22 protein-coding genes and 1 tRNA gene are annotated in these 24349 nt (G+C 70.5%); 12 read left to right on the top strand and 11 right to left on the bottom strand.

Features of this window, described 5'->3' with window-relative positions:
• Positions 1 to 251: 251 nt before the first annotated feature.
• A complete protein-coding gene (thrB, locus tag KY469_00355) occupies positions 252 to 1139 on the bottom strand; it encodes a homoserine kinase (GenBank protein ID MBW3661521.1) in 888 nt (295 codons plus the stop codon).
• Between the two features lie 393 nt (positions 1140 to 1532).
• Here thrB and KY469_00350 point away from each other — a divergent pair, with 393 nt between their 5' ends.
• The gene (locus tag KY469_00350; GenBank protein MBW3661520.1) at positions 1533 to 2261 is read left to right on the top strand and encodes an SIMPL domain-containing protein; all 729 of its coding nucleotides are present in this window, start codon (positions 1533 to 1535) and stop codon (positions 2259 to 2261) included.
• A gap of 55 nt (positions 2262 to 2316) precedes the next feature.
• On the opposite strand, the gene thrC is transcribed toward KY469_00350, so the two are convergent.
• The 9 genes from thrC to KY469_00305 all read right to left on the bottom strand — a co-directional run bounded on the left by thrC (position 2317) and on the right by KY469_00305 (position 10195).
• Positions 2317 to 3372: a threonine synthase gene (thrC, locus tag KY469_00345; protein MBW3661519.1), complete on the bottom strand. Its 1056-nt coding sequence runs from the start codon at positions 3370 to 3372 to the stop codon at positions 2317 to 2319.
• On the bottom strand, positions 3369 to 4652 hold the full coding sequence (locus tag KY469_00340) for a homoserine dehydrogenase (GenBank protein MBW3661518.1): 1284 nt from the start codon (positions 4650 to 4652) through the stop codon (positions 3369 to 3371). Before KY469_00340 ends, thrC begins: the two co-directional genes overlap by 4 nt.
• Before the next feature lie 55 nt (positions 4653 to 4707).
• Positions 4708 to 5151 carry a CPBP family intramembrane metalloprotease gene (locus KY469_00335; protein MBW3661517.1) on the bottom strand — a complete coding sequence of 148 codons (444 nt, stop codon included), beginning with the start codon at positions 5149 to 5151 and terminating at the stop codon, positions 4708 to 4710.
• A gap of 349 nt (positions 5152 to 5500) precedes the next feature.
• Positions 5501 to 5728 (bottom strand): hypothetical protein, encoded by a 228-nt coding sequence (locus tag KY469_00330; protein ID MBW3661516.1) that lies wholly within the window; start codon positions 5726 to 5728, stop codon positions 5501 to 5503.
• A complete protein-coding gene (locus KY469_00325; protein ID MBW3661515.1) occupies positions 5725 to 6267 on the bottom strand; it encodes a GNAT family N-acetyltransferase in 543 nt (180 codons plus the stop codon). The genes KY469_00330 and KY469_00325 overlap by 4 nt, the downstream gene beginning before the upstream one ends.
• A complete protein-coding gene (locus KY469_00320) occupies positions 6264 to 6806 on the bottom strand; it encodes a GNAT family N-acetyltransferase (protein ID MBW3661514.1) in 543 nt (180 codons plus the stop codon). Before KY469_00320 ends, KY469_00325 begins: the two co-directional genes overlap by 4 nt.
• Positions 6803 to 8086, bottom strand: a complete 1284-nt coding sequence (lysA, locus tag KY469_00315) for a diaminopimelate decarboxylase (protein ID MBW3661513.1) — start codon at positions 8084 to 8086, stop codon at positions 6803 to 6805. Before lysA ends, KY469_00320 begins: the two co-directional genes overlap by 4 nt.
• Positions 8087 to 8103: 17 nt before the next feature.
• Positions 8104 to 9738, bottom strand: coding sequence for an arginine--tRNA ligase (gene argS / locus KY469_00310; GenBank protein ID MBW3661512.1), 1635 nt, complete (start codon positions 9736 to 9738; stop codon positions 8104 to 8106).
• 88 nt (positions 9739 to 9826) lie between these two features.
• Positions 9827 to 10195, bottom strand: a complete 369-nt coding sequence (locus KY469_00305) for a response regulator (protein MBW3661511.1) — start codon at positions 10193 to 10195, stop codon at positions 9827 to 9829.
• 213 nt (positions 10196 to 10408) lie between these two features.
• Here KY469_00305 and KY469_00300 point away from each other — a divergent pair.
• Together KY469_00300 and KY469_00295 are read left to right on the top strand one after the other, a co-directional pair.
• Positions 10409 to 10481, top strand: a tRNA-Arg gene (locus tag KY469_00300).
• Positions 10482 to 10679: 198 nt separating this feature from the next.
• On the top strand, positions 10680 to 11150 hold the full coding sequence (locus KY469_00295) for a response regulator (protein ID MBW3661510.1): 471 nt from the start codon (positions 10680 to 10682) through the stop codon (positions 11148 to 11150).
• Here KY469_00295 and KY469_00290 read toward each other — a convergent pair whose 3' ends face one another.
• On the bottom strand, positions 11151 to 13298 hold the full coding sequence (locus tag KY469_00290) for a PAS domain S-box protein (GenBank protein MBW3661509.1): 2148 nt from the start codon (positions 13296 to 13298) through the stop codon (positions 11151 to 11153).
• Between the two features lie 179 nt (positions 13299 to 13477).
• Here KY469_00290 and KY469_00285 point away from each other — a divergent pair, with 179 nt between their 5' ends.
• From KY469_00285 to KY469_00245, 9 genes are all read left to right on the top strand, one after another.
• Positions 13478 to 15109, top strand: coding sequence for a sensor histidine kinase (locus KY469_00285; GenBank protein ID MBW3661508.1), 1632 nt, complete (start codon positions 13478 to 13480; stop codon positions 15107 to 15109).
• A gap of 257 nt (positions 15110 to 15366) precedes the next feature.
• Positions 15367 to 15915 (top strand): hypothetical protein, encoded by a 549-nt coding sequence (locus KY469_00280; GenBank protein ID MBW3661507.1) that lies wholly within the window; start codon positions 15367 to 15369, stop codon positions 15913 to 15915.
• Positions 15916 to 15941: 26 nt separating this feature from the next.
• A complete protein-coding gene (locus KY469_00275) occupies positions 15942 to 17468 on the top strand; it encodes a hypothetical protein (protein MBW3661506.1) in 1527 nt (508 codons plus the stop codon).
• A 193-nt stretch (positions 17469 to 17661) separates the two neighbouring features.
• Complete coding sequence (locus KY469_00270; protein MBW3661505.1) at positions 17662 to 19029, top strand: cystathionine beta-synthase; 1368 nt, start codon at positions 17662 to 17664, stop codon at positions 19027 to 19029.
• Complete coding sequence (locus KY469_00265) at positions 19026 to 20189, top strand: cystathionine gamma-synthase (protein ID MBW3661504.1); 1164 nt, start codon at positions 19026 to 19028, stop codon at positions 20187 to 20189. The genes KY469_00270 and KY469_00265 overlap by 4 nt, the downstream gene beginning before the upstream one ends.
• A gap of 138 nt (positions 20190 to 20327) precedes the next feature.
• A complete protein-coding gene (locus KY469_00260) occupies positions 20328 to 22514 on the top strand; it encodes a transglycosylase domain-containing protein (protein MBW3661503.1) in 2187 nt (728 codons plus the stop codon).
• A gap of 84 nt (positions 22515 to 22598) precedes the next feature.
• Entirely contained in the window at positions 22599 to 23510 is a 912-nt protein-coding gene (locus KY469_00255; GenBank protein ID MBW3661502.1) for a diacylglycerol kinase family lipid kinase, read from the top strand.
• A gap of 320 nt (positions 23511 to 23830) precedes the next feature.
• Complete coding sequence (locus KY469_00250; protein ID MBW3661501.1) at positions 23831 to 24082, top strand: WhiB family transcriptional regulator; 252 nt, start codon at positions 23831 to 23833, stop codon at positions 24080 to 24082.
• Positions 24082 to 24345 carry a hypothetical protein gene (locus tag KY469_00245; GenBank protein MBW3661500.1) on the top strand — a complete coding sequence of 88 codons (264 nt, stop codon included), beginning with the start codon at positions 24082 to 24084 and terminating at the stop codon, positions 24343 to 24345. The genes KY469_00250 and KY469_00245 overlap by 1 nt, the downstream gene beginning before the upstream one ends.
• The last annotated feature ends 4 nt before the right edge of the window (positions 24346 to 24349 follow it).

The following is a 24349-nucleotide window of genomic DNA, read 5'->3' as shown; positions in this document are numbered from 1 at the left end:
GCCGGCAGACCCGGACGACGGGGGAACGGGGTTCGTCGAGCACGCTCATCCCGCGACCGGTCGGGGAAGGAAGACCGGTCCCGCGAGGTGTCCGCAGAGCGACGTGGAGGAGGTGTCTACACGAGTCCTACACGAGGGTGCGGAGATCAGAGATCCCGCTGGACGCGGGGGCTCTGCGCGGTCGACGGGTCAACTATATCGTCTCGGCACGCGTCTGCACGTACCTACGGTGAGAACGACGATCCCGAGCCTCAGGCGGTGGTCGCTCCGCTCAGGTCCCAATCGAGCATCACGAGCTCGAACCCGTGACGGCGGGCGAGCGTGGCGATCGGCTCGGTCGGCGTCGGGCGCGTCACCGCGGCACCGACCGCGGGCCCGGCTCCCGACAGCCAGCTGTGGTGTCCCTCGGCCCGCAGCTCGGAGACCAGAACTCCTGACGCAGCCATGACCTCGAGCCGACGCGGTTCGTGGAGGTGGTCCCCGGCCAATCGAGCGTCGACCGGCCAGGCGCCGATGAACGCCCCGAGGACGTGTCCGGCACGAGCGGCCTGGTCGGCCGCCGTCGCGAGCGCGACCTCGGTCGGCAAGACACTGCGTGCCGCCGCGGTGTTCTGGCGCTGCGCCGGTACGAAGAGCACGGGGCGCAGCCGGGCGTGCGGCTGCACCCGCCTCACGACCAGCGTCCCGTCCCCGGTCGACGCCGTCACGGTGACGCCACCGAGCAACGCCGGGACGACGTTGTCGGGGTGGCCCTCGATCCGGGTCGCCAACGCGACGAGGTCCCGATCCCCGACCGTCACGCCGCTGACCGCTCGGGCCAACACGAGGCCGGCCACGATCGCGGCCGACGACGACCCGAGTCCCCGCTCGAGGGGAACGCGGTTGTCCACACGCAGGCTGACGTCGGGGGGGGCCACACCGTACGCATCACAGAACGCCGCGAGGGATGCCCAGACGAGGTTGTCGTCCCCCGTGGCGACCTCGCCAGCGCCCTCTCCGACCGTCTCGACACGGGCGTCGGCTCGGGCCGTGACCTCGGCGACGAGGTGACGGGTCAGCGCGACACCGAAAGCGTCGTAGCCCGGGCCGAGGTTGGCGGAGGTCGCCGGCACGCGGACCCGGAGCGGTGGACGGTCCAACGATCCTCCGTGCATCGACACGACCCATGGTCGATCGGCACGCTATATCACGACGGGAACACGCATCCACGCGCGTTCCCGTCACCGCCATCGCAGCCAGGGCGCGCCAGCCCGACAGGAACACGCATCCACGCGTGTTTCCGTCACCCACCCGGTTCCGCGCCAAGCCCTCCAACGCACGACGATGGTCCGCGTAGGACCTGAGCGTTGGGAGCGCCCCGTGGCTCCTGGCGTCACGGCGTCTCACCTCGTCCGCTGTGCGCGGCGGTCGCGTGTACGTGCTCGAGCTCGTCGCGCCTGACGAGCAGCACGGTCTGCCAGTGCTCCAGCGCCAGAGACGTCACCCCCTCGTCCGCACACGTAGGCTCCACCGGCGTCGATGAGGGGGTCACGATGGCGAGCGGCACCGAGGACATGGACTCCAGGCTCCTGCCGACCGTGAGCGTCCGCGGCAGCGGCACCGTCCGGGCTGTACCCGACGAGGCACACCTGGTACTGGAACTGGCGGCCAGCGCTCGTTCGTCGGACGCGGCGCTCGAGGAGGTGACCCGCGACGTCGATGCGATCGTGGCACTGCTGGAGCGCAACGGCATCGGTGAGGACGACCGCGCCACGTCCATCCGGGTGCGCGAGGACCGCGAGCGTGACGGCACCCGCTGGTTGTCGAAGGGGCACCACGCGACGGCGCGCATCGACATCCGCACGTCGAACGCGGAGCCGCTCGGGACGGTCATCGCGGAAGCGGTCACGGCGACCGGCGCGGATGTGCAGGGACCACGGTGGACGCTGACGCCGGAACATCCCGCCTGGGCGGAGGCTTGCGCCAAGGCGGCGCGTGCGGCTCGGAGCCGCGCAGAGGCCTACGCCGACGGGTTGGGTCAGCGACTCGGGGAGGCACTCCGGGTAGTCGAGCCCGGCGTGAGCACGGTGTCGCCGATCGTGCCCGAGGAACCCCTGCGCCCCGCAGCAGCCCCCGCAGCGCGGATGCCCTTGCGCGGCGCCCCGCCGGGCGCAGCACCACAGCCCGCCCCCGAGCTCGATCTGCGCCCCGGCGCGCGCGACGTGCACGCCACCGTCGAGGTCACCTTCCACCTCGAACCCCGTGAGCCGTCGGAAGGTTGAACCGCTGAACCGGGAGGCCCGGTTCAAGGGTTCGACCTTCCCTCAGTCGCGGGATTCAGGCGAGGTCGAGGAGCTCCGCGGCAGCGTCGACGTCCACGGGGATCACCGGAGGCTGCGCCGCCCCAGCGACCGCCCAGTCGGGATCCTTCAGGCCGTGCCCGGTGAGGACGCACACGACGGTCTGACCAGCGTCGAGGTCACCGCCGGCGTGCAGCTTCTTCAGGCCGGCCGCGGAGGCGGCAGAGGCCAGCTCGCAGAAGACTCCCTCGCGAGCGAGCTCACGGTAGGCCTGCAGGATCTCGCGATCGGTGACGTCGCGGATCGACCCACCCGAGGCGTCGGCAGCCTCGACGGCGTGCTGCCACGACACCGGGTTGCCGATACGGATGGCCGTCGCGATGGTCTGGGGCTGCTCGACCGGCTCACCCCGCACGATCGGGTTGGCCCCGGCGGCCTGCCACCCACGCATGACCGGGAGGCGATCGATGATGCCGTCCCCGTGGTACTCGCGGTACCCGCGCCAGTACGCGGTGATGTTGCCGGCGTTGCCGACGGGCATCACGTGCACGTCCGGGGCACGACCGAGGAAGTCGCACACCTCCCACGCTCCGGAGCGCTGGCCGTCGATGCGGAACGGGTTGGTCGAGTTGACGAGCGTGACCGGGTACTTCTCGTCGAGCGTCTGGCAGATCTGCAGCGCCTGATCGAAGTTCCCATCGACCTGCAGCACGCGCGCGCCGTGGACCAGCGCCTGGGCGAGCTTGCCGAGGGCGATCTTGCCCTTGGGGACGATCACGCCGCACACCAGCCCCGCCTTGGCGGCGTACGCGGCCGCGGACGCCGAGGTGTTGCCGGTACTCGCACAGATGACCGCCTTCGCTCCGGCCTCGACCGCCTTGGTGATGGCGACGGTCATCCCGCGATCCTTGAACGATCCCGTGGGGTTGGCCCCGTCGAACTTGAGGTGGACTTCGCAGCCGGTCAACTGCGAGAGCCGCTCCGAGTGGATCAGCGGCGTACCGCCCTCGCGCAACGTGACGACGGGGGTGTCGGCAGCCACGGGCATGCGGTCGCGGTACTCCTCGATCACACCGCGCCACTGCCCGCTCACGTCGACAGCACCTCGGACTCCACACGGAGCACGCTCGCCACGGAGCGGACGCCGGCCGCAGCGGCCATCGCCTCGACCGTCGCCCGCAGCGCGCCCTCGGTGTTGCGGTGGGTGATGAGGACCAGCTGCGCCGTGTCACCGTGGCCCTCCTGCCACACCTGCGCGATGGACACCTCGTGGTCGCTGGTGATCGCCGCCACCGCCGCGAGGACGCCGGGTCGGTCGTCGACGTCGAGCAGGATGTAGTACTGGGTGGACAGGTCCTCGATGGGACGCAGCGGCTTGGCCTGGTGCGATACCTCGGTAGGGCCACGCGACGCCTGCAGCAGGTTGCGCACGACGTCGATGATGTCACCCACGACCGCGGATCCGGTCGGGAGCGACCCCGCGCCCCGCCCGTAGAACATCAGCTCGCCCGCCGCATCCGCCTGCACGAAGATGGCGTTGAAGCTCTCGCGCACCGCAGCCAGAGGATGGGTCTTCTGGACGAAGGTCGGGTGGACCCGCACGGCGACGGCGCCCTCGACCTCCGAAGCGATCGCGAGGAGCTTGATCACGTATCCGAGACGGTCGGCGACCCGGATGTCGGTGGCGGTGACCGCTTCGATGCCCTCGCGGTAGACCTCCTCCGCGTGGACGCGCGTGTCGAAGGCGAGCGACGCGAGGATGGCGCACTTGCTCGCGGCATCGTGACCTCCGACGTCGGCGGTCGGATCGGCCTCGGCGTACCCGAGTGCTTGCGCCTCGGCGAGGGCCTCGGGGTAGCCGACCCCCTCCTCGGTCATGCGCGTGAGGATGTAGTTGGTCGTGCCGTTGAGGATCCCCGCGACGCGGCGCACGCGGTCACCAGCGAGCGATTCCTTGAGGGGCTTGATGATGGGGATCGCGCCAGCGACCGCCGCCTCGTACATCAGGTCCACACCGGCGGCGTCGGCCGCGTCGAACAGCTCCGGTCCCTCGTGGGCCACGAGCTCCTTGTTGGCGGTGACGACCGGTTTCCCCAGCGCGAGCGCTCGGCGAACGAGGCGCCCCGCGGGGTCGCGGCCACCCATCACCTCGACGATGACGTCGACGTCCTCGGCGGCGACAACCGCATCAGCATCATCGGTGAACACGTCCGGGGGGAGCGGCAGGTCGCGGACCCGGCTGGCGTCGCGGACCGCGACGCGGGTGATCTCCAGCTTGGCCCCGGTCCGCGCGGCGATGTCATCCGCCCCGGCGTCGAGGATGCGCACGACGCCGCTTCCGACGGTGCCGCAGCCGAGCAGGCCGATGCGGATGATGCGGTCCACGTCTGCTCTCCGGAGGTCGCGCGCACAGAGGTGTCAGCCGAGCCTACCCAGGGGGGAACAGCTCTCCCGGTGGGAAACGGCCTTGCCGCGTCAGCGAAGCCACGTCCATCGAGATGGCGACGGTCCAGTGGATGAGCACGCCGCCCCAGATCGACCGCCACCGCATGGCGAGCGTGCCGAGGACGATCCCCGCGACGATCGCCGCCAGCGATTCCGACCAGGTCTTGCCGAAGTGCAGCATGCAGTAGGGAACGACCATGACGAAGATGGCCGCGTGCCCGAACGCGGGACGCAGTCCCTGCAGCAGGAAGCCCCGGAAGAAGAACTCGAGCCCCACGAACTGCAGCCCGTACACCAGCTCCCACGCGACCAGGTCGGTCCACGACCGGTGCGCGCTGTCGTAGAAGGGGTAGATGCGCTGGTAGTCGCCTGTGACCGACACCATGAGGATGGGCAGCCCCATCAGCACGAGCATCGCGAGGTACATCGGGAGGTGACGCTGGGTGCCGCGCCAGCCGAGGTTGTAGTCGCGGATCGGGGCGCGCGTCAGCGCGAGGTAGGCGAGCGGGATCGCGATGTACGCGAACGACGTGCCCAGCCCCCACTGGAGCTGGTCGGCCAGATCGAACCACGTGCTGTCCGGGTCGAGCGTCCGCTGGAGCGCGTCACCACGGGCGGGGAAACGCTGGAAGACGAGCGCGATGGCGGCGGCGACGAGCAGGCCGGACTCGAACGCCCCGAAGGGCCGGCGCTCCACGGTCTCGGCGTCGATGGCGGCCCACTGCCGCGGGAACCATCCCGCCCACGAGCGTGTCGGGGCGTCGGTCGTCACCGCCTCAGCCACGTGGCGTCGCTCGCTGCTTGACGACCATGAGGTGGCTGTGCGGCCGGAACCCGAGGCGTCGGTACAGGCTGGCTGCCGTCGTGTCCGGCTCTCCCACCTCGATGATGTTGCCGTCGCGGAAGTCGCGGCGTGATGGCGTCTCGATCAGCGCGTACCCGTCCCGCACCCGCACGATGGTCTCGGGCGGGAGCGCGACCTGTTCCGCGGCCAGTCCGATCATCCGCGCCACTCGTGCTGGAGCACGCTCATGATGACGAGGTCGTGCCACGCGCCATCGCGCCACACCTCGTCGCGTAGGCGACCCTCCTCGACGAACCCCGCCTTGCCGTAGCAGCCGAGTGCTACCGCCTGGTCGTCCTGCACACCGAGCCACACGCGGCGCAGGTTCAGCTGATCGAAGGCGTAGCGCACGACGGTGCGGACCGCGTCGGTGCCCAACCCCCGACCGCGGGAGTCGGGGTGGAGCTGGATGCCCAGCCGCGCGACCCGTGAGACCCGTTCGTGGCCTTCGAGCGTGACCGTACCCGCGACGCGGTCACGGTCGTGGGCGACGATCGCGAAGCGCACGAGCACGTCGGGACCGGGGTCGCGAACCCACGCCTCACCCTCGGTGCGGCTGACCGGCCCGGCGGCGTCGAGTCGCGCCGTGACGAGGACCTGCTCGTCGTTGCGGCTCTCGACCAGCCGGTCGAGGTCCTCGAGGGCGACCGCGCGAAGACGGACGCGCTCACCGGTCAGGACACCCCGCCCCGCCGTCACCCGAGCAGCTCCTCTCGGACGGCCTCCCACGCACCCTGCCGCAGGCTCATGTCGAGCACATCGTGGACCCCGCCGTCGCGGTAGCGCGCTTCGCGGCGGCGGACATCGACCTGGAACCCCAGCTTCCCGTACACCGCGATCGCCCGGGCGTTGCTGGCGCGCACGTCGAGCTTGACCTTGTGCAGGTCGTACTGGCGGAAGCCGTGGTCCACGAGCAACGCGATCGCCTCGGTGCCGTACCCCTGCCCCTGTGCCGACGAGAGGATGCTGATGCCGATCGCCGCGTGACGGTTCTTCGCGTCGTGGTCCTTCAGCACGCACTTGCCCACCGGGGACCCGTCGATGGTCTCCACCGCGTACAGCAGGCTGTCGGCGTGGCGCTCGAGGTAGGCGTCGAGGTCGGCTCCCGACCACGGTTCCGCGGGGCCGGCACGCGCCGTGAGGCCCCCGTCGGGGTCCTGCTCCAGCTCGAGCATCCAGGACCGATCATCGGCCCGGAGTCGACGCAGCCGCACCCGCCCGCCGCTCAGCGAGGTCACGACAACACCACGTCCCGGGCGACGACGTCATCGAGGGTCTCCCGCCGCAGGAGGGGACGCGCGCTCCCATCACGGACGAGGACGGCGGCGGGGCGCGGGAGACGGTTGTAGTTGGACGCCATGGACGCCGTGTACGCCCCGGTGGCGGCGACCGCGAGGAGGTCCCCCGGGACCACATCGCTCGGGAGCGGCACGTGGGCACGGACGAGGTCACCCGACTCGCAGTGCTTGCCGACCACCGCCGCAGCGCGCGCTTCCGCCCCCCCGGTGCGGTTCGCCAGCATGACTTCGTGCTCGGCCTGGTAGAGGGCGGGACGGATGTTGTCGCTCATCCCGCCGTCGACGCTGATCCAGCGGCTCAGGCCGGGCAGATCCTTGACCGTCCCGATCGTGTAGAGGGTGATCGTCGACGGGGCGACGATGGCCCGGCCGGGCTCGACGAACAGGGCGGGCGGGGGGAAGTCGTGAGCGGCGCACGCTGCCGTGACCGCTGCGAGGACGGTCTCGCCGTACCGCTCGATCGCGACGGGATGGTCCTCGTGCGTGTAGCGGATCGCCATGCCGCCGCCGAGGTTGAGCTCGCCGAGTGCGACGCCGTGTTCCTCGCGCCACCGCGCCATCAGTTCGATCGTCACCTCGGCGTTCGCGACGAACGGATCGGTGCCGAAGATCTGCGATCCGACGTGGGCGTGCACGCCTACCACGTGGACGTTCTCGAGACGGGACGCCACACGCACCGCCTCGTCAGCGAGACCCAGCGACAGCGTGAACCCGAACTTGGTGTCGTCGTGCCCGGTGCGCACGTACTCGTGTGTGTGCGCGTCGATGCCGGGAGTGATCCGCAACCAGCACGTGTAGCGGTGATCGCGCTGGGCGCCGAGCCGTTCGAGTCGGTCGAGCTCGTCGAAGCTGTCGATCACGACGCGGCCGACCTCGAGCTCGGCCGCGAGCGCCAGCTCCTCCTCGGACTTGTTGTTCCCGTGGAACACGACCCGGTCCATCGGCACCCCGGCGACCCGTGCCGTGTGCAGCTCGCCCGCGGACGCGACGTCGATCCACAGGCCCTCCTCGACCGCGATCTGCATGAGCCCCGCGGTCGGCCAGGCCTTGCTCGCGTAGCACACCCTCGCGCCGCTGAACGCCGTCACGTAGGCGGCGCAGCGCTCGCGGATGTCGTGCTCGTCGACGACCCACAGGGGTGTGCCGTACTCGGCGGCGAGATCGGTGACCGCGATCCCACCGACGCACAGGACACCGTCCTCGTCGCGGGACGCGGTCATCGGCCAGGGTGACGCGGTCACATCCGGTCCGGAGCGGAGACGCGCAGGATGGCCAGGGCGTTGCCCAGGACGCGCTTCGCGGCGACGGCCAGCCAGTACCGTGCCCGGGCGAGTCCCTCGTCCTCCTGCACGATGCGGCACTCGGTGTAGAAGCGGTGGAACGAGGACGCGAGGTCCTCGGCGTAACGAGCGACGCGCTGCGGGGCGCGCAGCTCGGCAGCCCCCGCGACGATCTCCGGGAGCATCGCCATGCCGCGCAGCAGCTCGACCTCCGCCGGGTGCGTCAGCCAGGACAGGTCAGCCGTGTCGGCGTCTCCCGGTCGGAAACCGCTGTCGTCGGCGTACCGGACCACCGACGCGATACGAGCATGCGCGTACTGGACGTAGTAGACCGGGTTGTCCATCGACTGCTGCGCGACCACGTCGAGATCGAAGTCGACGGCCGTGTCGAGGCTCTGGCGGAGGTAGACGTAGCGCGCGACGTCGGCCCCGACCTCCTCGACGACCTCGTCGAGGGTCACGAACTCGCCGGCACGCTTGCTCATCTTCACCGGCTCGCCACCGCGGAGCAGGTTGACGTTCTGGCCGATGCGGATCTCGAGGGCGTCGTCGGGCACGCCGAAGCAGCGCGCGAGGGCGCGCATCCTGCCCAGGTAGCCGTGATGATCGGCGCCCAAGACGTAGATCAACCGGTCGTAGCCGCGATCACGCTTGTCCATGAAGTAGGCGCAGTCCGCCGCGAAGTACGTCGGCCGGCCGTCCTGACGGACGAGCACCCGGTCCTTGTCGTCACCGAAGGCGGTGGTGCGCAGGAACCTCGCGCCGTCCTGTTCGTAGGTGTGGCCGGCAGCGGACAGTTCGGCGATGGCCGCCCCGATCTCGTCGCGTTCGTGCAGGGTCCGCTCCGAGAAGTAGACGTCGAAGTGCACCCCCATCCGGTGGAGGGTCTCGCGGATGTGTTCGAGCATCCGCTCGACCGCTGCCTCGGCTACGCGCGACACCGTCTCCTCGTCCGTGGAGGCGAACAACGCATCGCCGTGCTCCTCGCGCAGCTCCGAAGCGAGGTCCGCGACGTACCCGCCCTTGTAGTGATCCTCCCCGAGCGGGTCGCCACGGCCCGCGAGAAGCACCGACTCCCCGAACAGACGGATCTGCTCCCCGGCGTCGTTGACGTAGTACTCGCGGTCGACGTCGTTGCCGTCCGCCGCCAGCACCTCGGCGAGCGCATCACCGGCTGCCGCCCAGCGGCCGTGCCCCGCGTGCAGCGGCCCCGTCGGGTTCGCCGACACGAACTCGATGTTGATGCGCTCGGCGTCGTCGCGCTTGCGTCGACCGAAGGACTCCCCGTCGGCGAGGACCTGCCGGACGGCGTCCTCGAAGTAGCGAGGGGCGAAGCGGAAGTTGAGGAACCCGGGACCCGCGATCGTGACCTCGTCGACGACCTCGGGCGGGTCGAGGTGCTCGACCAGAGCGGTGGCGATGTCGCGCGGGGGGCGCCCCGCCTGCTTGGCCGACCGCAGCGCGATCGACGTCGCCCAGTCGCCGTGGTCGGGGTTCTTGGGCCGCTCGAAGTCGGTCTCGGCCTCGGGGAGCCCTGCCGCACGCTGCGCCGCGCGGATACGACCAGCCAGGTCGGCCAGGACGGGGTCCAGTTCCTCGGGGCGTGCCACGGTTCCTCCGGCAGCGAGCTGCGAGCGAGCCTACGGTCCCAGCGTCAGGACGTGGAACCGCACCGAACCGTCACGACCGCGTGAGTTCCTCGACCAGCTCGAGCAGGTCGATGGGGTCGAACGGCTTGGTGATGTAGGCCGCAGCGCCGAGGTCGTTGCCACGCTGGACATCCGCGTCCTGGGCCCGGGCCGACAGGAACACCACCGGGATGTTCTCGAGGGCCGGATCCTCCTTCATCGCCGCACACACCTGCCAGCCATCGAGCTTGGGCATCATGATGTCGAGGAGGACGATGGCGGGTCCGAACGCACGCACCTTCGCCAGTGCTTCCTCGCCGTCGCCGGCCAGCTCGACCTCGTAGCCCTCCATCTCGAGGTTGACCTGGAGCAAACGCTGGATGACCGGGTCGTCGTCAACCGCGAGGACCTTCGTTGCCACCGCCGTCGCCTCCCACGCTGCGCCCGAACGGTAGCGCCACGGGCACGGACGTGGGCGGAGCCATCACGGGGCCCGTGGTACCGTCTCGACCCGTGAGGTTGTGCTACCGCTTCGCTGCTTGAGCACTTCGTGAGGCTGTGCTACCGCTTCGCTGCTTGAGCACTCAGCGAGGCTGTGCTACCGCTTCGCTGCTTGAGCACTCTCGCGTGACAGGCCCCCGTAGCTCAGTGGATAGAGCACTGGTTTCCGGAACCAGGTGCCGCAGGTTCGATCCCTGCCGGGGGCGCCTCCTTCAGCGACGCCGCATCCGTGTCGTCGATGCAGACCCCACACCCATCCGCCGCCAACAGCGCGGTGTCGGCGGCTCGCATCGCTCGCGACCCGTACCCTCGATGGCTACGGGGCGGGACCGCCGGTCGGTCGTGCCTCTGGTATACACGGGGCGGGAGTGCAGCAGTCGAGAGGGATCGGTGAGACGACCAACGTGAGCGAACATCTCGGCGTACCCGACCGGTCCACCGTGGTCATCGCGGAGGACGAGCCCGACCTGCGCCAACTCATCCGCTTGCGGCTCCATCGTTCCGAACGCTTCGAGATCGTGGCCGAGGCCGGGAACGGCGTGCAAGCGATCGAGCTCGCCACCGAGCATCAGCCCGACGTGATGCTGCTCGACATCCGCATGCCCGAGATGGACGGACGCACCGCGCTGCCACGTATCGTCCGCGAAGCGCCCAAGACCATGGTCGTCATCCTCTCGGTGCTGCCGGCCAACGTCGAGAAGGAGCCCGCCCTCGCGCTGGGCGCGTTCGCCTACCTCGAGAAGCACATCCTCGACGGCCAGGAGCTACCCGATCACCTCATCGGCCTGCTCGGGGAGTTCCGCCGCGCTCTCGACGGCGAGGACCTGGTAGCGCCGATCCTGCGGCATCCGCCAGGGACACCGACGACGCCCTGATCAGCCGGTCCGCGGGAACGCGACCCCGAACTGCGCCCCGCCGTCAGCCGCGACCTCGTAGCGCAGCGTGCCGCGGTTCGCCCTGACCAGGCCGGCGACGATGGACAGCCCCAGACCCGCTCCCCTCGACTGCCCACTGCCGCGGACCGCCTGGGTGAAGGGCTCGAACAGGCTCGGGACGAACTCCTCCGGCACACCCTCGCCGTGATCGGTGACTGCGATCTCGACCCGCTCGTCGAGCGTCCCGACCGTGATCTCGTACGGTGGCGCCCCGTACTTCTGCGCGTTCGAGAGGAAGTTGATGAGGATCTGGATGAAGTGGTCGAGGTCGACACGGATACGGACGTCCTGAGGGCAACTCACCTCGACCTCTTCGATCTCCAGGTCCGCGACGACCTGCTCGACGGCTCCACGGACCGCCACGTCCGAAGGCGAGGAGCTGATCACGCCGGCCTGGATGCGTGAGAGGGTCAGTAGATCGCCGACCATGCGCGAGATCCGTCGCGCGTGACGGTTGATGGCGCGGACGTGCGCCAGCTTCTCGTCATCGTCGAGCTCGTCCCACTGGTCCTCGACCAGCGCCCCGAAGCCTCGGATCGTCACGAGCGGGGTCTGCAACTCGTGTGACACGATCGACACGAACTGGCTCTTGAGCTTGTCGGTCTGGAGCAGCTCCTCGTTGGCGCGGCGCAGCTCGTCCTCGGCACGCTGGCGCTCCCACACGCGTCCCAGCTGCGTGCCGATGTCGCCCATGACGGCGAGCAGCTCGGGATCGGGGTGGCTGACGTCCTCCGAGAAGAACTCGGCCACCGCGACGACCCGTTCCCCCGATCGGACGGGGAACGCGAACGCGCTGGCGACGCCGAGGTCCAGAACCGACTCGCGCCGGGGGAAGTCGGCGACGTCGAGGTCGGGCATCCAGACCGGTTCGCCGACCTCGAGGACCCGACCTGGCAACCCGCGACCGCGACGGAACGTGGTCCGGGACGTGACCTCCTGAAGGTTGCGGAAGGAGTCGCGGCGGGCGAACCACCAATCCGTCGGCAGCAACATGTCGGGATCGTCCTCGGAGACGAGGTAGGCGTGCCCGAGGGGCCATCCCGTCAGCCCGCACACCTCCTCGAGCGCCGTGCGCACCGCGGTCGACAGCTCGGCGGCCTCGTTCGCAGCCTTCGTGATCCGCTGACGCAGGGCGATGGTGGCCTGGAGCCGTTTGCGCGCGGTGATGTCCTGGATGAAGGCGTTGAACCGGTACCGGCCCTTGCTCCGGCTCGGCCAGATGGTGATCTCGGAGTCGAACTCGTGCTCCTCGCGGTGCAGCGCTGGCAGCTCCAGCCGCTTGAACAGGATGGGTCCCTCGCCGGTGCGCTTGAAGCGCTCCAGGCCCTCCCAGTGCTCATCGCGGAAGCGGTCCGGGATGACGACGTCGGCTACCGCGCGGCCGACGACCTCGGTCGCGGTCCACCCGAAGATCTCCTCGGCGCGCCGGTTCCAGTCGACGATGGCGCCGTTCTCGTCCATCCCGACGAACGCATCGTTGGCCGTGTCGAGCACCAGGCGCAGGGATTCCTCGGCTTCGCGCACGCTGCGGTTGGCACCACGCAGCTCCTCGAGCACGTCGAAGTGGTGCAGGCCCGCCGCCACGATCCGCGCGGCCACACCTAGACCAGCCGTGGGCCCGTCGCCGTTCAGGTGCGTCGCGCCGTGGAGCTCGAACAGCCCGCGGATGCTCCCCTCGGCATCGCGCAGCGGGACCAGGATCGCTCGCGGACTGCCGAACCGGGATGCGACCCCCGGATGGGTCGTGACCTCCAAGACGTCGCCCGGCTCGTCGCGGAGCTGCACGTACGGAGGCTCGTGCAGCGACAGCTCGAGGTCCAGGACCTGGGGCTCCCCTGACCGCACCGCACGGTCGATGACGAGGCGATCGCCGACGAGGTGGGCTCCGAAGCCGGTCGTCGCGCCGACGAGTGCCAGCACGTGGGACAGCGTGCCGTCGAGCAGCTCGCGAGGTTCCGCCGCGGCCCTGACCGCCTCGCCGATGCGCCCCAGCTCGTGCAGGACACGGTGCGGCTTGCCCCTGGGCTCCCCTGGCGACGGACCCCGAGGACGACCGGCACCCGGCCTTGGTCGTCCTGGTTGATCCATGCACCACGCCCCTACGCGACGGCAACGACGTCCGCTCGCCGCTGGCGATCACCCCTTCGCGCACGATTGGTAGCACCTCCGCCGCCTGGCCCTCCTGTCCGAACGTCCACGGAGCGTGTCGGCTCACACGCGCACGGCGAGCGTCCCCGTAGTCTCGGACCATGCGCGGGGCGGAGCGGTTGCAGAGGATCCTGCTCGGGATCGCGGTGGCGCTGCTAGCTGCTGCGCTCGCGGGCCTGACGGTCATCGCCGTCCGGGACGTGACCCGTGACGTCGCCGCTCCTCGCATCGCCGAGCGTGTCCGCACCGTCGAAGCGGCCGCGGTCAGCCTGGGTGAGACCTTCGCTCGGATGCGGACGCAGGCGACCGTGCTGACGCAGTCGGTCGGACCGTGGGGGACGGTGCCGGCGGGCGAGGTCGGACCGAGCCTCGATGCGGTCGCAAGCTTGACACCGGCGTTCGCGGAACGGTTCGTCGTGGACGAGACCGGTCGCGTCGTGGCCACCGCCGATGCCTCAGCGGCGTTCCTCAACCTCGCACGGCCCGGCCCGTACCTGCAGCAGGCGTTCCATGGCGATGCCGCGGCCTCGGGCATCACGCTCGACCCGCTGCTGCGCGTCCCGGTCATCTACGTCGCCGCCCCGGTGCGAGCCGACGACGCATCGCCAGCCGTGGTCGCCGTCGGCCTCGTCCGCCTCGACGCCGGGATCCTGACCGACCAGCTCGCCGCCATCCCGCTGCCGCCTGCGGCCCAGCTCGCGCTCGTGGACCCCGACTCTACGGTCGCGCGACCAGGTGGCGTGACGGAGATCGAACCAGCAGGACCGGAGCTGGCGGCGCCCGCCGTCCTCGGCCGGGCCGAGCGCGGATCCGTCGAGTTCGAGGGGATCGCCGGGGTAGCTGCCATCGCGGCCTACGCCCCCGTGGACGACGGCTGGTCGCTCGTCATGACGCAAGAGGCCGCCGCCTTCACGCCGTTCGCCGAGAGCACCCGCGCCGCGGGAGCCGCCCTGCCCGGCGCCGTCGCGCTCGCGGTGCTCCCCGTCGCGATCTACGTCGTGCTCGACCGACGTGCTCGCCGCGCTCGGCAACGCGAAAAGGACGCGAAGCGGGCGTTCCTCGCCGTCAGCGGCCACGAGCTGCGCACACCGGTGACGGTGATCAACGGCATGATCCAGACGCTGCTGGCACGGAAGGCCGAGATCGACCCGGCGTTGCTCGAACGTGCATTGCGGATGATGGACGTCCACGGCCGCCGCCTCCACCTCAACATCGAGCGCATCCTGTTCGTCGCGCAGCTCGAGACCGGCGGGGCGTTCCGGCTCTACACGCGGGACATCGACATCGTCCCCGTCATCGACCGGGCGGTCGAGCACGCCGCCGCGCTCTCGCCGGTGCACGACGTCACCATCGAGGTCGCCACACCGACGCTCATAGCCCGAGCCGACGCTACCGCGGTGGAACAGATCCTGGTCCAGCTGCTCGACAACGCCATCCGGTACTCGCCCGCGGAAGGCCCGATCCGCGTCTCGGCCGCCCCGGCGGGGCGGTGGATCCGGATCCTGGTCGAGGACGAGGGCATCGGGTTGCCCTCGGACACGTCGCGACTGTTCGAGCTGTTCACGCAGGGCGAGGCGGTCGACACGCGCGTTCGCGACGAGGGGGGGATCGGGCTGGGACTCGCGCTCGTCCGCACCCTCACCGAGGCGATGGACGGCCGGGTCCGCCTGGAACGTCGCGACCCTGGTACGCGCGCGGTGGTCGAGATCCCCGCGGCCGGATCGCAGCCCGGGGCCCATCCGGAGAGCTGATCGCCCCTCGAACGCACTAGCCCCCCCGACGAACCACCGCGAACCCGGGCGATCTCCCCGCGTTCCGCGACGCTGGCTCTACGGCGCGTCACGGTGTCGACCGGTGACTAGCCCGATCCGACCACGAGAAGTTGACACGACTTCGCCATTCCAACGCAGCGTCATCCCATAGATGCTCTCTGTACACGAAGCGAGGCCCGGCCGGGACGTCCGGGGAGCCCCAGACCTCGCCACCCCTCCAGGCAGGAGATGTGCGGATGAACACCAAGATCACCAAGCGAGCCATCATCGCCGCAGCCGGCATGCTCGTCCTCGCGAGCGGGGCGGCGCTGGGAGCTGACGGCGGCGAGGGGGACGCGACCATCTCGGCGACCGTCGACAACATCGGATCCCGGGCGGTGACGCTCGCGAGCGCGACGCCCATGACTTCCGTGTTGAGCAGCGGTCAACTCACGGGCACCTTGAGCGTGACGGTGGAGGAACTCACGCGTACGGGTACCAACCCCTGGTCGGTGCAGGCGGTGCTCGACGGAGCCCTGAGCGACGGTCTCACCAACACCATCGCGGCGAGCAACCTCGCGGTCGCACCCGGGTCGGTGATCCAGACCCTCGGCGGTGGGGCACCGGCCGCCGGCAGCGGTGGGGCCCTGGATGCCGGCAAGACGCTCTTCAGCGTCAGCGGTCAGGCCACGGACACGACCTACTCCGGGACCTACACGCAGACGAGCGGCCTCACGCTGACCGTTCCGACCGGGACCAAGACGGGCATCTACACCGGCAACGTCTCGGTCACGTTGGTTCAGTAGCTGGGAGACCGGCCGATATTGATGCCATGACCCTTCCACACAGCATCCGGACAGCCGTCGCGATAGCCGCGGCGGCTGCCCTGCTGTCACCCGGGCCCCTCCAGGGACAGGATCAGGAGGGCATCCCGTCGGTCGGTGTGGCGCCGGCGGACCCTGAGCCCGGAGATCCCAACGGTGGTCAGTGGTTCCTCCTCGACATCACCCAGGGAGCCACGGGGGTCGCGCGCGCACAGATCGTCAACCCGGCCGAGGTCTCGCAGACCGTCCGGCTGTACCTGCTCGACCTCACGTTCGCCCCCGACGGCACCCCCACGATGGAGGAGGGTGACCAGGCGGGGATAGGTGCCTGGGGGGCCTTCCGCAACCCCGAGATCACGATCCGGCCGGGTCAGACGGTCGTCGCTGAGTTCGTGATCGCGGTCCCGGCCGACGCCCCGCCCGGCGATCACGTCGGGGTGGTCGTGGCCGAGACGGTGGCCACCGGATTCGAGGGTGCCGACAGTGACGAGGGTGCACAGTTCGAGATCCGGCGGCGTGTCGCCACACGCGTGTACGTGACCGTTCCCGGCGACGCGACTCGGGCGTTCGAGATCGTCGCGGTGGACACCTCACTGGACAGCGGTCTGTTCCCCAGCACCGCTCTCGTCACCGTCACGATGCGCAACGACGGGCGGGTTCGACTGAGCCCGACCGTGACCATCGGCGGTGCCGCGGCCGACGGGCCGGATCCGTTCATGTCCGAGTCGGTCGAGGAGTGGTCGGCGTTCGTGTCGGTGCCGTGGTACGGCGGGCCCGTGACGATCCCGGTTGAAGCCGTGGACGACAGCGGGTTGACGCGACGCGTCAACGCGACGAAGTTCGTGATCCCGTGGGGACTGCTGATCGGCCTCGCCCTGGCGACCGCCGTCGGCTGGCGTATCAGGCACTGGTGGCGCACCCGCGGGAGCGGGCAGGCCGAGCTCAAGGCCGACATCGCACGGCTCGAACGGTTGATCACGCAACAGGCCGGAGGCGAGACCGAACCCACCGGCGTCCCCAACGTCGAGCCGCCGGCGGGCGACGAGATCACCGGGCTGAACGCGACGGTCGCGCGCGCTCGACGGGCTGACGACGATGCCGCGCTGGCTCGCGCCGCGCTCGCGCTCCACGCGAGCACCGACGACGCGCTCGACGTGCTGCTCGAGGCCCTCAGCCGCCACGACGGCAAGCACGTCCCGGCGCTGGTCGACGCCGTCGCCTCGTACGGCGCCGACGCCATCGCGGACAACCAGCGCACGTCGAGCCTCCCGGAGGGGCTCCGTGAGAGGATCGGGGCGCGCGTACTCGTCCTCGCCGGCTCGTCGGGCAACGGAGAGCACCGCGGCGAGGGTCGTGAGGCGGCCGGAACGGGTGGGCTCGGCGACGTCAAGGGACTCGGTCCCGCGAAGCGGCAGGCGCTGATGGATCGCTTCGATTCGGTCGAGGCGGTGCGATCGGCGAGCGTCGAGGAGCTCGCGGCGGTGAAGGGCATCGGCCCCAAGCTCGCCCAGGACATCCTCGACCACCTGCGCTGACCGCGCGCCGCCGCGGAACCCCACGACCACTAGCCTCGACGCGCACAGGGTCCCATCCCCAGGAGCTCCCGTGCGCGACCCCGTAGCGCAACGCGTCGACGTCACCGATCGCGCCATCTACCGCTTGACGACCGGCGTCGCGCACGACCCCGAAGAGGGTCCCCGCCGCCAACTCGACGACCGTGGTCGCGAGGTGGCACCCGATCTGCTCGCGCTGATCGGGGACACCCCTCTGGTGCGGCTCGACCGGATCTCGCGCAGCGTGCCACCGACGATCCTGGCCAAGTGCGAGTTCCTCAACCCGGGAGGATCGGTGAAGGACCGCATCGGCATCGCGATGATCGAGGCCGCCGAGGCGGCCGGACTGCTCGAGCCGGGCGGGATCATCGTGGAACCGACGTCGGGCAACACGGGCGTGGGGCTGGCGATCGCCGCGGCCCGGAAGGGCTACCGCTGCATCTTCGTCATGCCCGACAAGATGTCCCAGGAGAAGATCAGCCTCCTGCGGGCCTACGGGGCCGAGGTCGTCGTCTGCCCGACAGCGGTCGAACCGGAGTCGCCCGAGTCGTACTACTCGGTCGCGAACCGGCTGGGCGAGGAGACCCCCGGCGCGTTCCAGCTCAACCAGTACTTCGCCCAGGCCAACCCGCAATCGCACGTCTGGTCGACCGGACCCGAGCTGTGGCGCCAGACGAACGGGCTCATCGACGTGTTCGTGGCGGGGGTCGGGACCGGCGGCACGATCACGGGCGTCGGTCGCTACCTCAAGTCGCGCAAGCCGGACGTGCAGATCGTGGGCGCCGACCCCGAAGGGTCGATCTACTCGGGTGAGGTCCACACCTACCTGACCGAGGGGATCGGCGAGGACTTCTGGCCGGAGTCGTTCGACCCCGAGGTCGTCGACCGCTACGTCCGGGTCAGCGACCGCGATTCGTTCCTGACCGCCCGGCGTGTCACGCGCGAGGAGGGGATGCTCGTCGGCGGTTCGTGCGGGACCGCGGTCCACGCCGCCCTCGAGGTGGCCCGCGACCTGCCGGTGGACGCGACCGTCGTGGTGCTGCTCCCCGACAGCGGACGCAACTACCTGTCGAAGCTCTACGACGACAACTGGATGGCCGAGCACGGCTTCCTCGAGCGCACCGGAGGCACGGCCCACGTGAGCGAGGCGCTGCGCGGGAAAGGCGGCGAGCTTCCCGGACTCGTGCACTGCCACGGGTTCGAGACGGTCGCCCAGGCGATCGCGCTGCTGAAGGAGTTCGGGGTGAGCCAGATGCCGGTGCTCAAGGAGGACGTCCACGAGCCCGAGCTCGGACAGATCATCGGCTCCATCCGCGAGAACTCGTTGCTCGACACCGTGCTGTCCGATCCCGGCGCGATGCAGAAGAAGGTGGTCGAGGTGATGCAGCCGCCGCTGCCGGTCGCGGATGTGGGCGAGCCCCTCGACGACGTGTTCAGCGATCTCGCCGCGGGCAGTCCCGCGGTGGTGGTGGCCGACGGCAACCGCGCGATCGGCGTGCTGACCCGGGCCGACCTCCTGACGTTCCTGGCGGGGCGGCGATGAGCGACGAGCGCGGCTTCGCGACCCGGGCCATCCACGTCGGGCAGGCTCCCGATCCCACCACCGGGGCGGTCATCGTCCCGATCTACCAGACCTCGACCTACGCCCAGGCAGAGGTCGGTCAGCACCGCGGCTACGAGTACTCGCGTACCGGCAACCCGACACGCACGGCGCTCGAGACCTGCCTGGCGAGTCTCGAGGACGCCTCCGCCGCGGTCGCCTTCGCCTCGGGCATGGCGGCCGAGGACGCGGTGATGCGCCTGTTGTCCACCGGCGACCACCTGATCCTCGCCGACGACGTCTACGGGGGGACCTTCCGCCTCGCCGTCAGGGTCCTCGACCGGGTCGGCATCGAGGTGACCCCGGTCGACCTCACCGACCTCGACGCCGTCCGCGGTGCCTTCCGTCCGCGCACCCGGCTGGTGTGGTCGGAGACGCCATCGAACCCGCTGCTCAAGGTGCTCGACCTGGCGGCGCTCGCCGATCTCACGCACGAGCACGGTGCCCGGCTCGTGGTCGACAACACCTTCGCGACCCCCTACCTCCAGCGCCCGCTGGAGCTCGGAGCCGACATCGTCGTGCACTCGACGACGAAGTACCTCGGGGGGCACTCGGATGTGGTCGGCGGGGCCGTGTGCACCGACGAGGAGACCGCCGCCGAGCTCGCGTTCCTCCAGAACGCGGTCGGGGCGGTGCCCGGACCCTTCGACGTGTGGCTGACGCTGCGCGGGATCAAGACGCTGGCGCTACGCATGGAGGCGCACTGCGACAACGCCGAGCGCGTCGCGGCCTTCCTCGCCGAGCACCCTGCCGTGGACGAGGTCATCTACCCCGGCCTCGACCGCCACCCGGGGCACGAGCTGGCGGCGCGTCAGATGAGCCGCTTCGGTGGCATGGTGTCGTTCCGTGTGCGGGGCGGCGGCGACGTCGCACGCCGGGTCGCCGCGTCGACCGAGGTCTTCATCCTGGCGGAGTCGCTCGGTGGGGTCGAGAGCCTCATCGAGCACCCCGGCGTTATGACGCACGCATCGGTGAGTGGCACCGCCCTCGAGGTCCCCGAGGACCTCGTCCGGCTGTCCGTCGGGATCGAGGACGGCGACGATCTGCTCGCCGATCTCGACTACGCGCTGATCTTGGCGACGCCCCATCCGGGGCGTCGATAGAGCCGTCGAGGTCCATCCGCCGCCGAGAGCGCGGTCTCGGCGGCTCGGCTCGCAAGGGGACCCGTACCTGCCCCGAGGGCCGAGCGTTCGGCTCCTGTACCTTTTTTGGGGTCCTGGCCTGCGCTCGGAGGGAGTGTCGTGCGGCTCGCCGTCGCGGCGCTCATCTGGGGTCTGGCGGCCGCCGCGTGTGGACCGGTCGTCGAGCTCGACCCGCCGGATCTCGAAGCGGTACCAAGGCACGTCCCCGAGCAGACGTTCGTCTACGACGCCGATGGCGCACAGATCGCGGTCCTGCGTCAGGAGTTCCGCGAGCGCGCGGCGTTCGACGATCTCCCCGAGCACCTCGTCGACGCGGTCGTGACCGCGGAGGACCGCCGCTTCTGGATCCACGCCGGGGTCGACGCCCGCGCCATCGTCCGAGCGGCTCTCGCGAACCGTGCCAGCGGCGAGATCGCGCAGGGCGGATCCACGATCACGCAGCAGCTGGTCAAGAACGTCTACATGCCCGACGCCCCGCGGACCCCCAGCACCAAGTTCCGTGAGGCGCTGCTCGCCCGTCGGATCGAGGACGAGACCTCCAAGGAGCGCATCCTCGAGGACTACCTGAACACGGTCTACTTCGGCAACGGGGCGTACGGCGTCCAGGCCGCCGCGTTCACGTACTTCCGCGAGCCCATCGAGGACCTCGACCTCGCCGAGTCGGCGATGCTGGCTGCGCTCATCCGGTCCCCCGAGAGCCTGCAACCCGCACGCGACTCCGAGGGACTGCGGGCACGTCGCGACGACATCATCGACCGCATGGTCGACGGCGGCCTCGTCGACTCCGACGCCGCCGCGCGCGCCAAGGGCCAGCCCATCGTTGTGCTACCGCGGCCAGCCACCCCCGAGACCAGACACCCGCACTGGGTGGACTTCGTCGTGCGCGAGCTGCTGGAGGACCCCAGCTTCGGCGCGACCGAGTCCGAACGGGCGACGCGCCTCTTCGGCGGCGGATTGCGCGTCCACACCACGCTCCGCCCCGACGTCCTCGCCGTGGCCGAGACCGCACGCGACACGCACCTCCCAGACCCGACCGACCCCGAGGTGGGGATCGCCGTGGTCGTGCCCGACACCGGCGAGATCCTCGCGCTGGTCGGAGGTCGGGACTACGAGCACAGCCAGTTCGATCTGGCCACCCAGGCGCGGCGTCAGCCCGGCTCGACCTTCAAGACGTTCGTTCTCGCGGCGGCGCTGCAGTCGGGCTACCGCCCCGACTCACGCGTCAACGGCAACCAGACCACGCTCGACACCAGCAACGGCCCGTGGACGGTGCGCAACTTCTCACGGGTGTCGTACGGCGCCATCACGCTGCAGGAGGCGACGCGAGCCTCGGTCAACGCGGTCTTCGCGCGCCTCATCCTCGAGCTGGGGCCCGGCCGTGTGGCGACGCTCGCCCGAGCGATGGGGATCGAGTCCCCGATCAACGAGGACCCGCCGATCGCGATCGGGGGTCTCGACCACGGGGTGAGCCCGCTCGACATGGCGGCGGCGTACGCCACGCTGGCCAACCTGGGCGAGCGCGTGCCGGTCTCGCCCATCGATCGCATCGAGGACAGCGATGGGAAGGTCGTGTGGCGCCCCAACCGCGCCCGGGTCCAGGTGCTGGAGCCGTCGGCCGCGTTCGTCACGACCCAGATGCTGCGCACCGTCGTCGAGGACGGCACCGGGACGGCGGCACGGGTGCCGGGGTGGGAGGTCGCCGGTAAGACCGGGACCGTGGACGACCACACCGACGCCTGGTTCGTCGGCTACACGCCGACGATCTCGGTCGCGGTCTGGGTCGGCGATGCCGAGGAACGGGTGCCCCTCGTCAACGTGCGGGGCGTGGGGCGTGTCACCGGCGGTTCGATCCCGGCTCGTATCTGGCGCGACTTCGTGTCGTCGTACCTCACCGATCAGGATCCCGTGAGCTTCATGCTGCCCGAGGAGTACTACCAGATCGTGGCGATCGACCCGGTGACCGGGCTGCGATCGGCGCCGTGGTGCGCATCGGAGGAACGTGCGCTGCCTCGCGTACTCGTCCCGAAGGCGACGTGCCCGTCGCCGCCACCACCTCCTCCGCCACCACCGTCGCCACCACCACCGTGCCCCACGGCGACGCCGTCCCCGGCGCCCGCTCCCTCCCCGCGCGACTGCGTACCCGTTCGAGCGCCCACCGAGTCACCGCTCCCCGGCCCCACCGACGGCGCGGATGAACCTGAGGGCGCTGACGAGCCCGGGGACGAGCCAGCACCGGAGTCCGAGCCGGTCGAGCCAGCGCCCAAGTCCGACGAACCATCCACCTGAGCCACACCGGCTAACACCTGGCACGGTCGGGTCCTAGTGCCGTCCCACCACTAGCCTGACGCCTCGACGGCGAGGGAGCCGGTGGTGCGGGCGCTGCTCGTGTTCAACCCCAACGCGACGACGACGGACGAGCACGTCCGGGACGTCATCGCGTCGGCGCTCGCGTCCGAGGTCAAGCAGCTCGAGGTCCAGCCGACCAAGCAACGGGGTCAAGCGATCCACATCGCGGCGGGAGCGGTCCACGAGGGCTTCGACGTCGTCTTCGCACTCGGCGGTGACGGGACCGCCAACGAGGTCATCCAGGCGCTCGCCGGCACGACCGTGCGGCTCGGGGTGCTGCCGGGTGGCGGCACCAACGTGCTCGCCCGTGCGCTGGGGATCCCGCGGGACCCGGTGGAGGCGACCAGCTTCCTGCTGGCCAAGCTACGCGAGGGCACGTCACGCACGGTCAACCTCGGGCGTGCCGGCTCACGCTACTTCGCGTTCAACGCCGGCTACGGCTTCGACGCCTCGGTGGTCTCGCTGGTCGAGCGTCGGCCGCGGATCAAGCGGACCATCCGTCAGATGTCGTTCGTCGCCGCAGCGTTCCAGGAGTGGTTCCTCGGCGACGACCGGCGCCACCCCGCCGTCCACGTGGATCTCGGCACCGGTCAGCGCCGGGGGCCCTACCCCATCGCGATCGTGGGCAACGCCGACCCCTACACCTACCTCGGGCCCCGCCCCCTGCGCGCCACCCCGGATGCCCACTTCGAACGCGGCCTCGACCTGGTCGCGATCCGCGGGACCAGCACCGCCGCCCTCCTGGGCATCGTGGGTCGCACGTTCACGACCGCCACGCACCTGCGTCGGCCACAGGTGGATCACTGGCACGACCTGGCCAGCTTCCGCCTGCTCAGCGACCGGCCGCTGTCGCTGCAGGTCGACGGCGACTACGCCGGGGACCACGCTGGGGTCAGATTCCAGACCATCCCCGACGCCCTCCACGTGCTCGCCTGAAATTGGCGACGGCGCATCCGCGCCGTCGATGGGGCGTCGTGCCGCTCCCGCGGCCGAGAGCGCGGTCTCGGCCGCTCGGGACACACGGGAACCGTGCGGGAAGACCGTGAGACCGCTGTCGGCACGGCTCAACGTCAGAGCTGACGTGCACCTGCGCGCGCATGCCGCACGCGGAACGGACACATCCGGCCCGGATGCGAACGGTTGCAAGCGAACCCTTGCCCTCGCTGCGAGCGCTCGTTACAGTCACCCCAGAGCAAGAGAAATCCTTCACGAGCGGTCCGTCCCCCTCCCGACCGCGAGAACAGGAGCAGCGCAAAGTGGACTGGCGACGCGACGCAGCCTGCCGCGACGAGGATCCGGAGCTGTTCTTCCCCATCGGCACGACCGGGCCAGCCATCGACCAGGCCAACGCCGCCAAGCGCGTCTGTGCCCGGTGCGACGTGCGCGAGGAGTGCCTCGAGTTCGCCCTCGCCACCAACCAGGACGCCGGTGTCTGGGGCGGTCTGACCGAGGAGGAGCGCCGCTCGCTGCGCCGTCAGCGCCAGCGCCGGCGCCGCATCGCCTCCTAGTGGCCCACGGGCGGACCCGACTGACCGGCGGCGGCGAGCTCGAGCCGTCGACCGGCGCCTCCGAGCTCTACACGCCCGGGCTCGCGCTACCGCGCGAGCCGCACGTCACCGGTCCTTGGCGCCGTCGGCTGATCGTCTTCCTGGTGGTCGTGGTCGTGATCACCGGTGTGCTCGCCACCTACCGGCTGGTCACCGTGGGCCAGGACTTCGACCCGGCCCTGACCGACCAACCCGCTTCACCGCCCCCCGACCCCGGCGGCTGACCGG

This window comes from Actinomycetota bacterium (assembly GCA_019347575.1).
Taxonomy (GTDB): Bacteria; Actinomycetota; Nitriliruptoria; order Nitriliruptorales; family Nitriliruptoraceae; genus JAHWKY01.
Note: the sequence above shows the minus strand (reverse complement) of the source record. Positions and strands in the feature narration are given on the sequence as shown.

Excerpts from the sequence above, each read along its gene's own strand:
- KY469_00350 (MBW3661520.1), top strand. The coding sequence starts at position 1,533 with ATGGCGAGCGGCACCGAGGACATGGACTCCAGGCTCCTGCCGACCGTG.
- KY469_00335 (MBW3661517.1), bottom strand. The coding sequence starts at position 5,151 with ATGTACCTCGCGATGCTCGTGCTGATGGGGCTGCCCATCCTCATGGTG.
- KY469_00330 (MBW3661516.1), bottom strand. The coding sequence starts at position 5,728 with ATGATCGGACTGGCCGCGGAACAGGTCGCGCTCCCGCCCGAGACCATC.
- lysA (MBW3661513.1), bottom strand. The coding sequence starts at position 8,086 with ATGACCGCGTCCCGCGACGAGGACGGTGTCCTGTGCGTCGGTGGGATC.
- KY469_00290 (MBW3661509.1), bottom strand. The coding sequence starts at position 13,298 with ATGGATCAACCAGGACGACCAAGGCCGGGTGCCGGTCGTCCTCGGGGT.
- KY469_00280 (MBW3661507.1), top strand. The coding sequence starts at position 15,367 with ATGAACACCAAGATCACCAAGCGAGCCATCATCGCCGCAGCCGGCATG.
- KY469_00275 (MBW3661506.1), top strand. The coding sequence starts at position 15,942 with ATGACCCTTCCACACAGCATCCGGACAGCCGTCGCGATAGCCGCGGCG.
- KY469_00265 (MBW3661504.1), top strand. The coding sequence starts at position 19,026 with ATGAGCGACGAGCGCGGCTTCGCGACCCGGGCCATCCACGTCGGGCAG.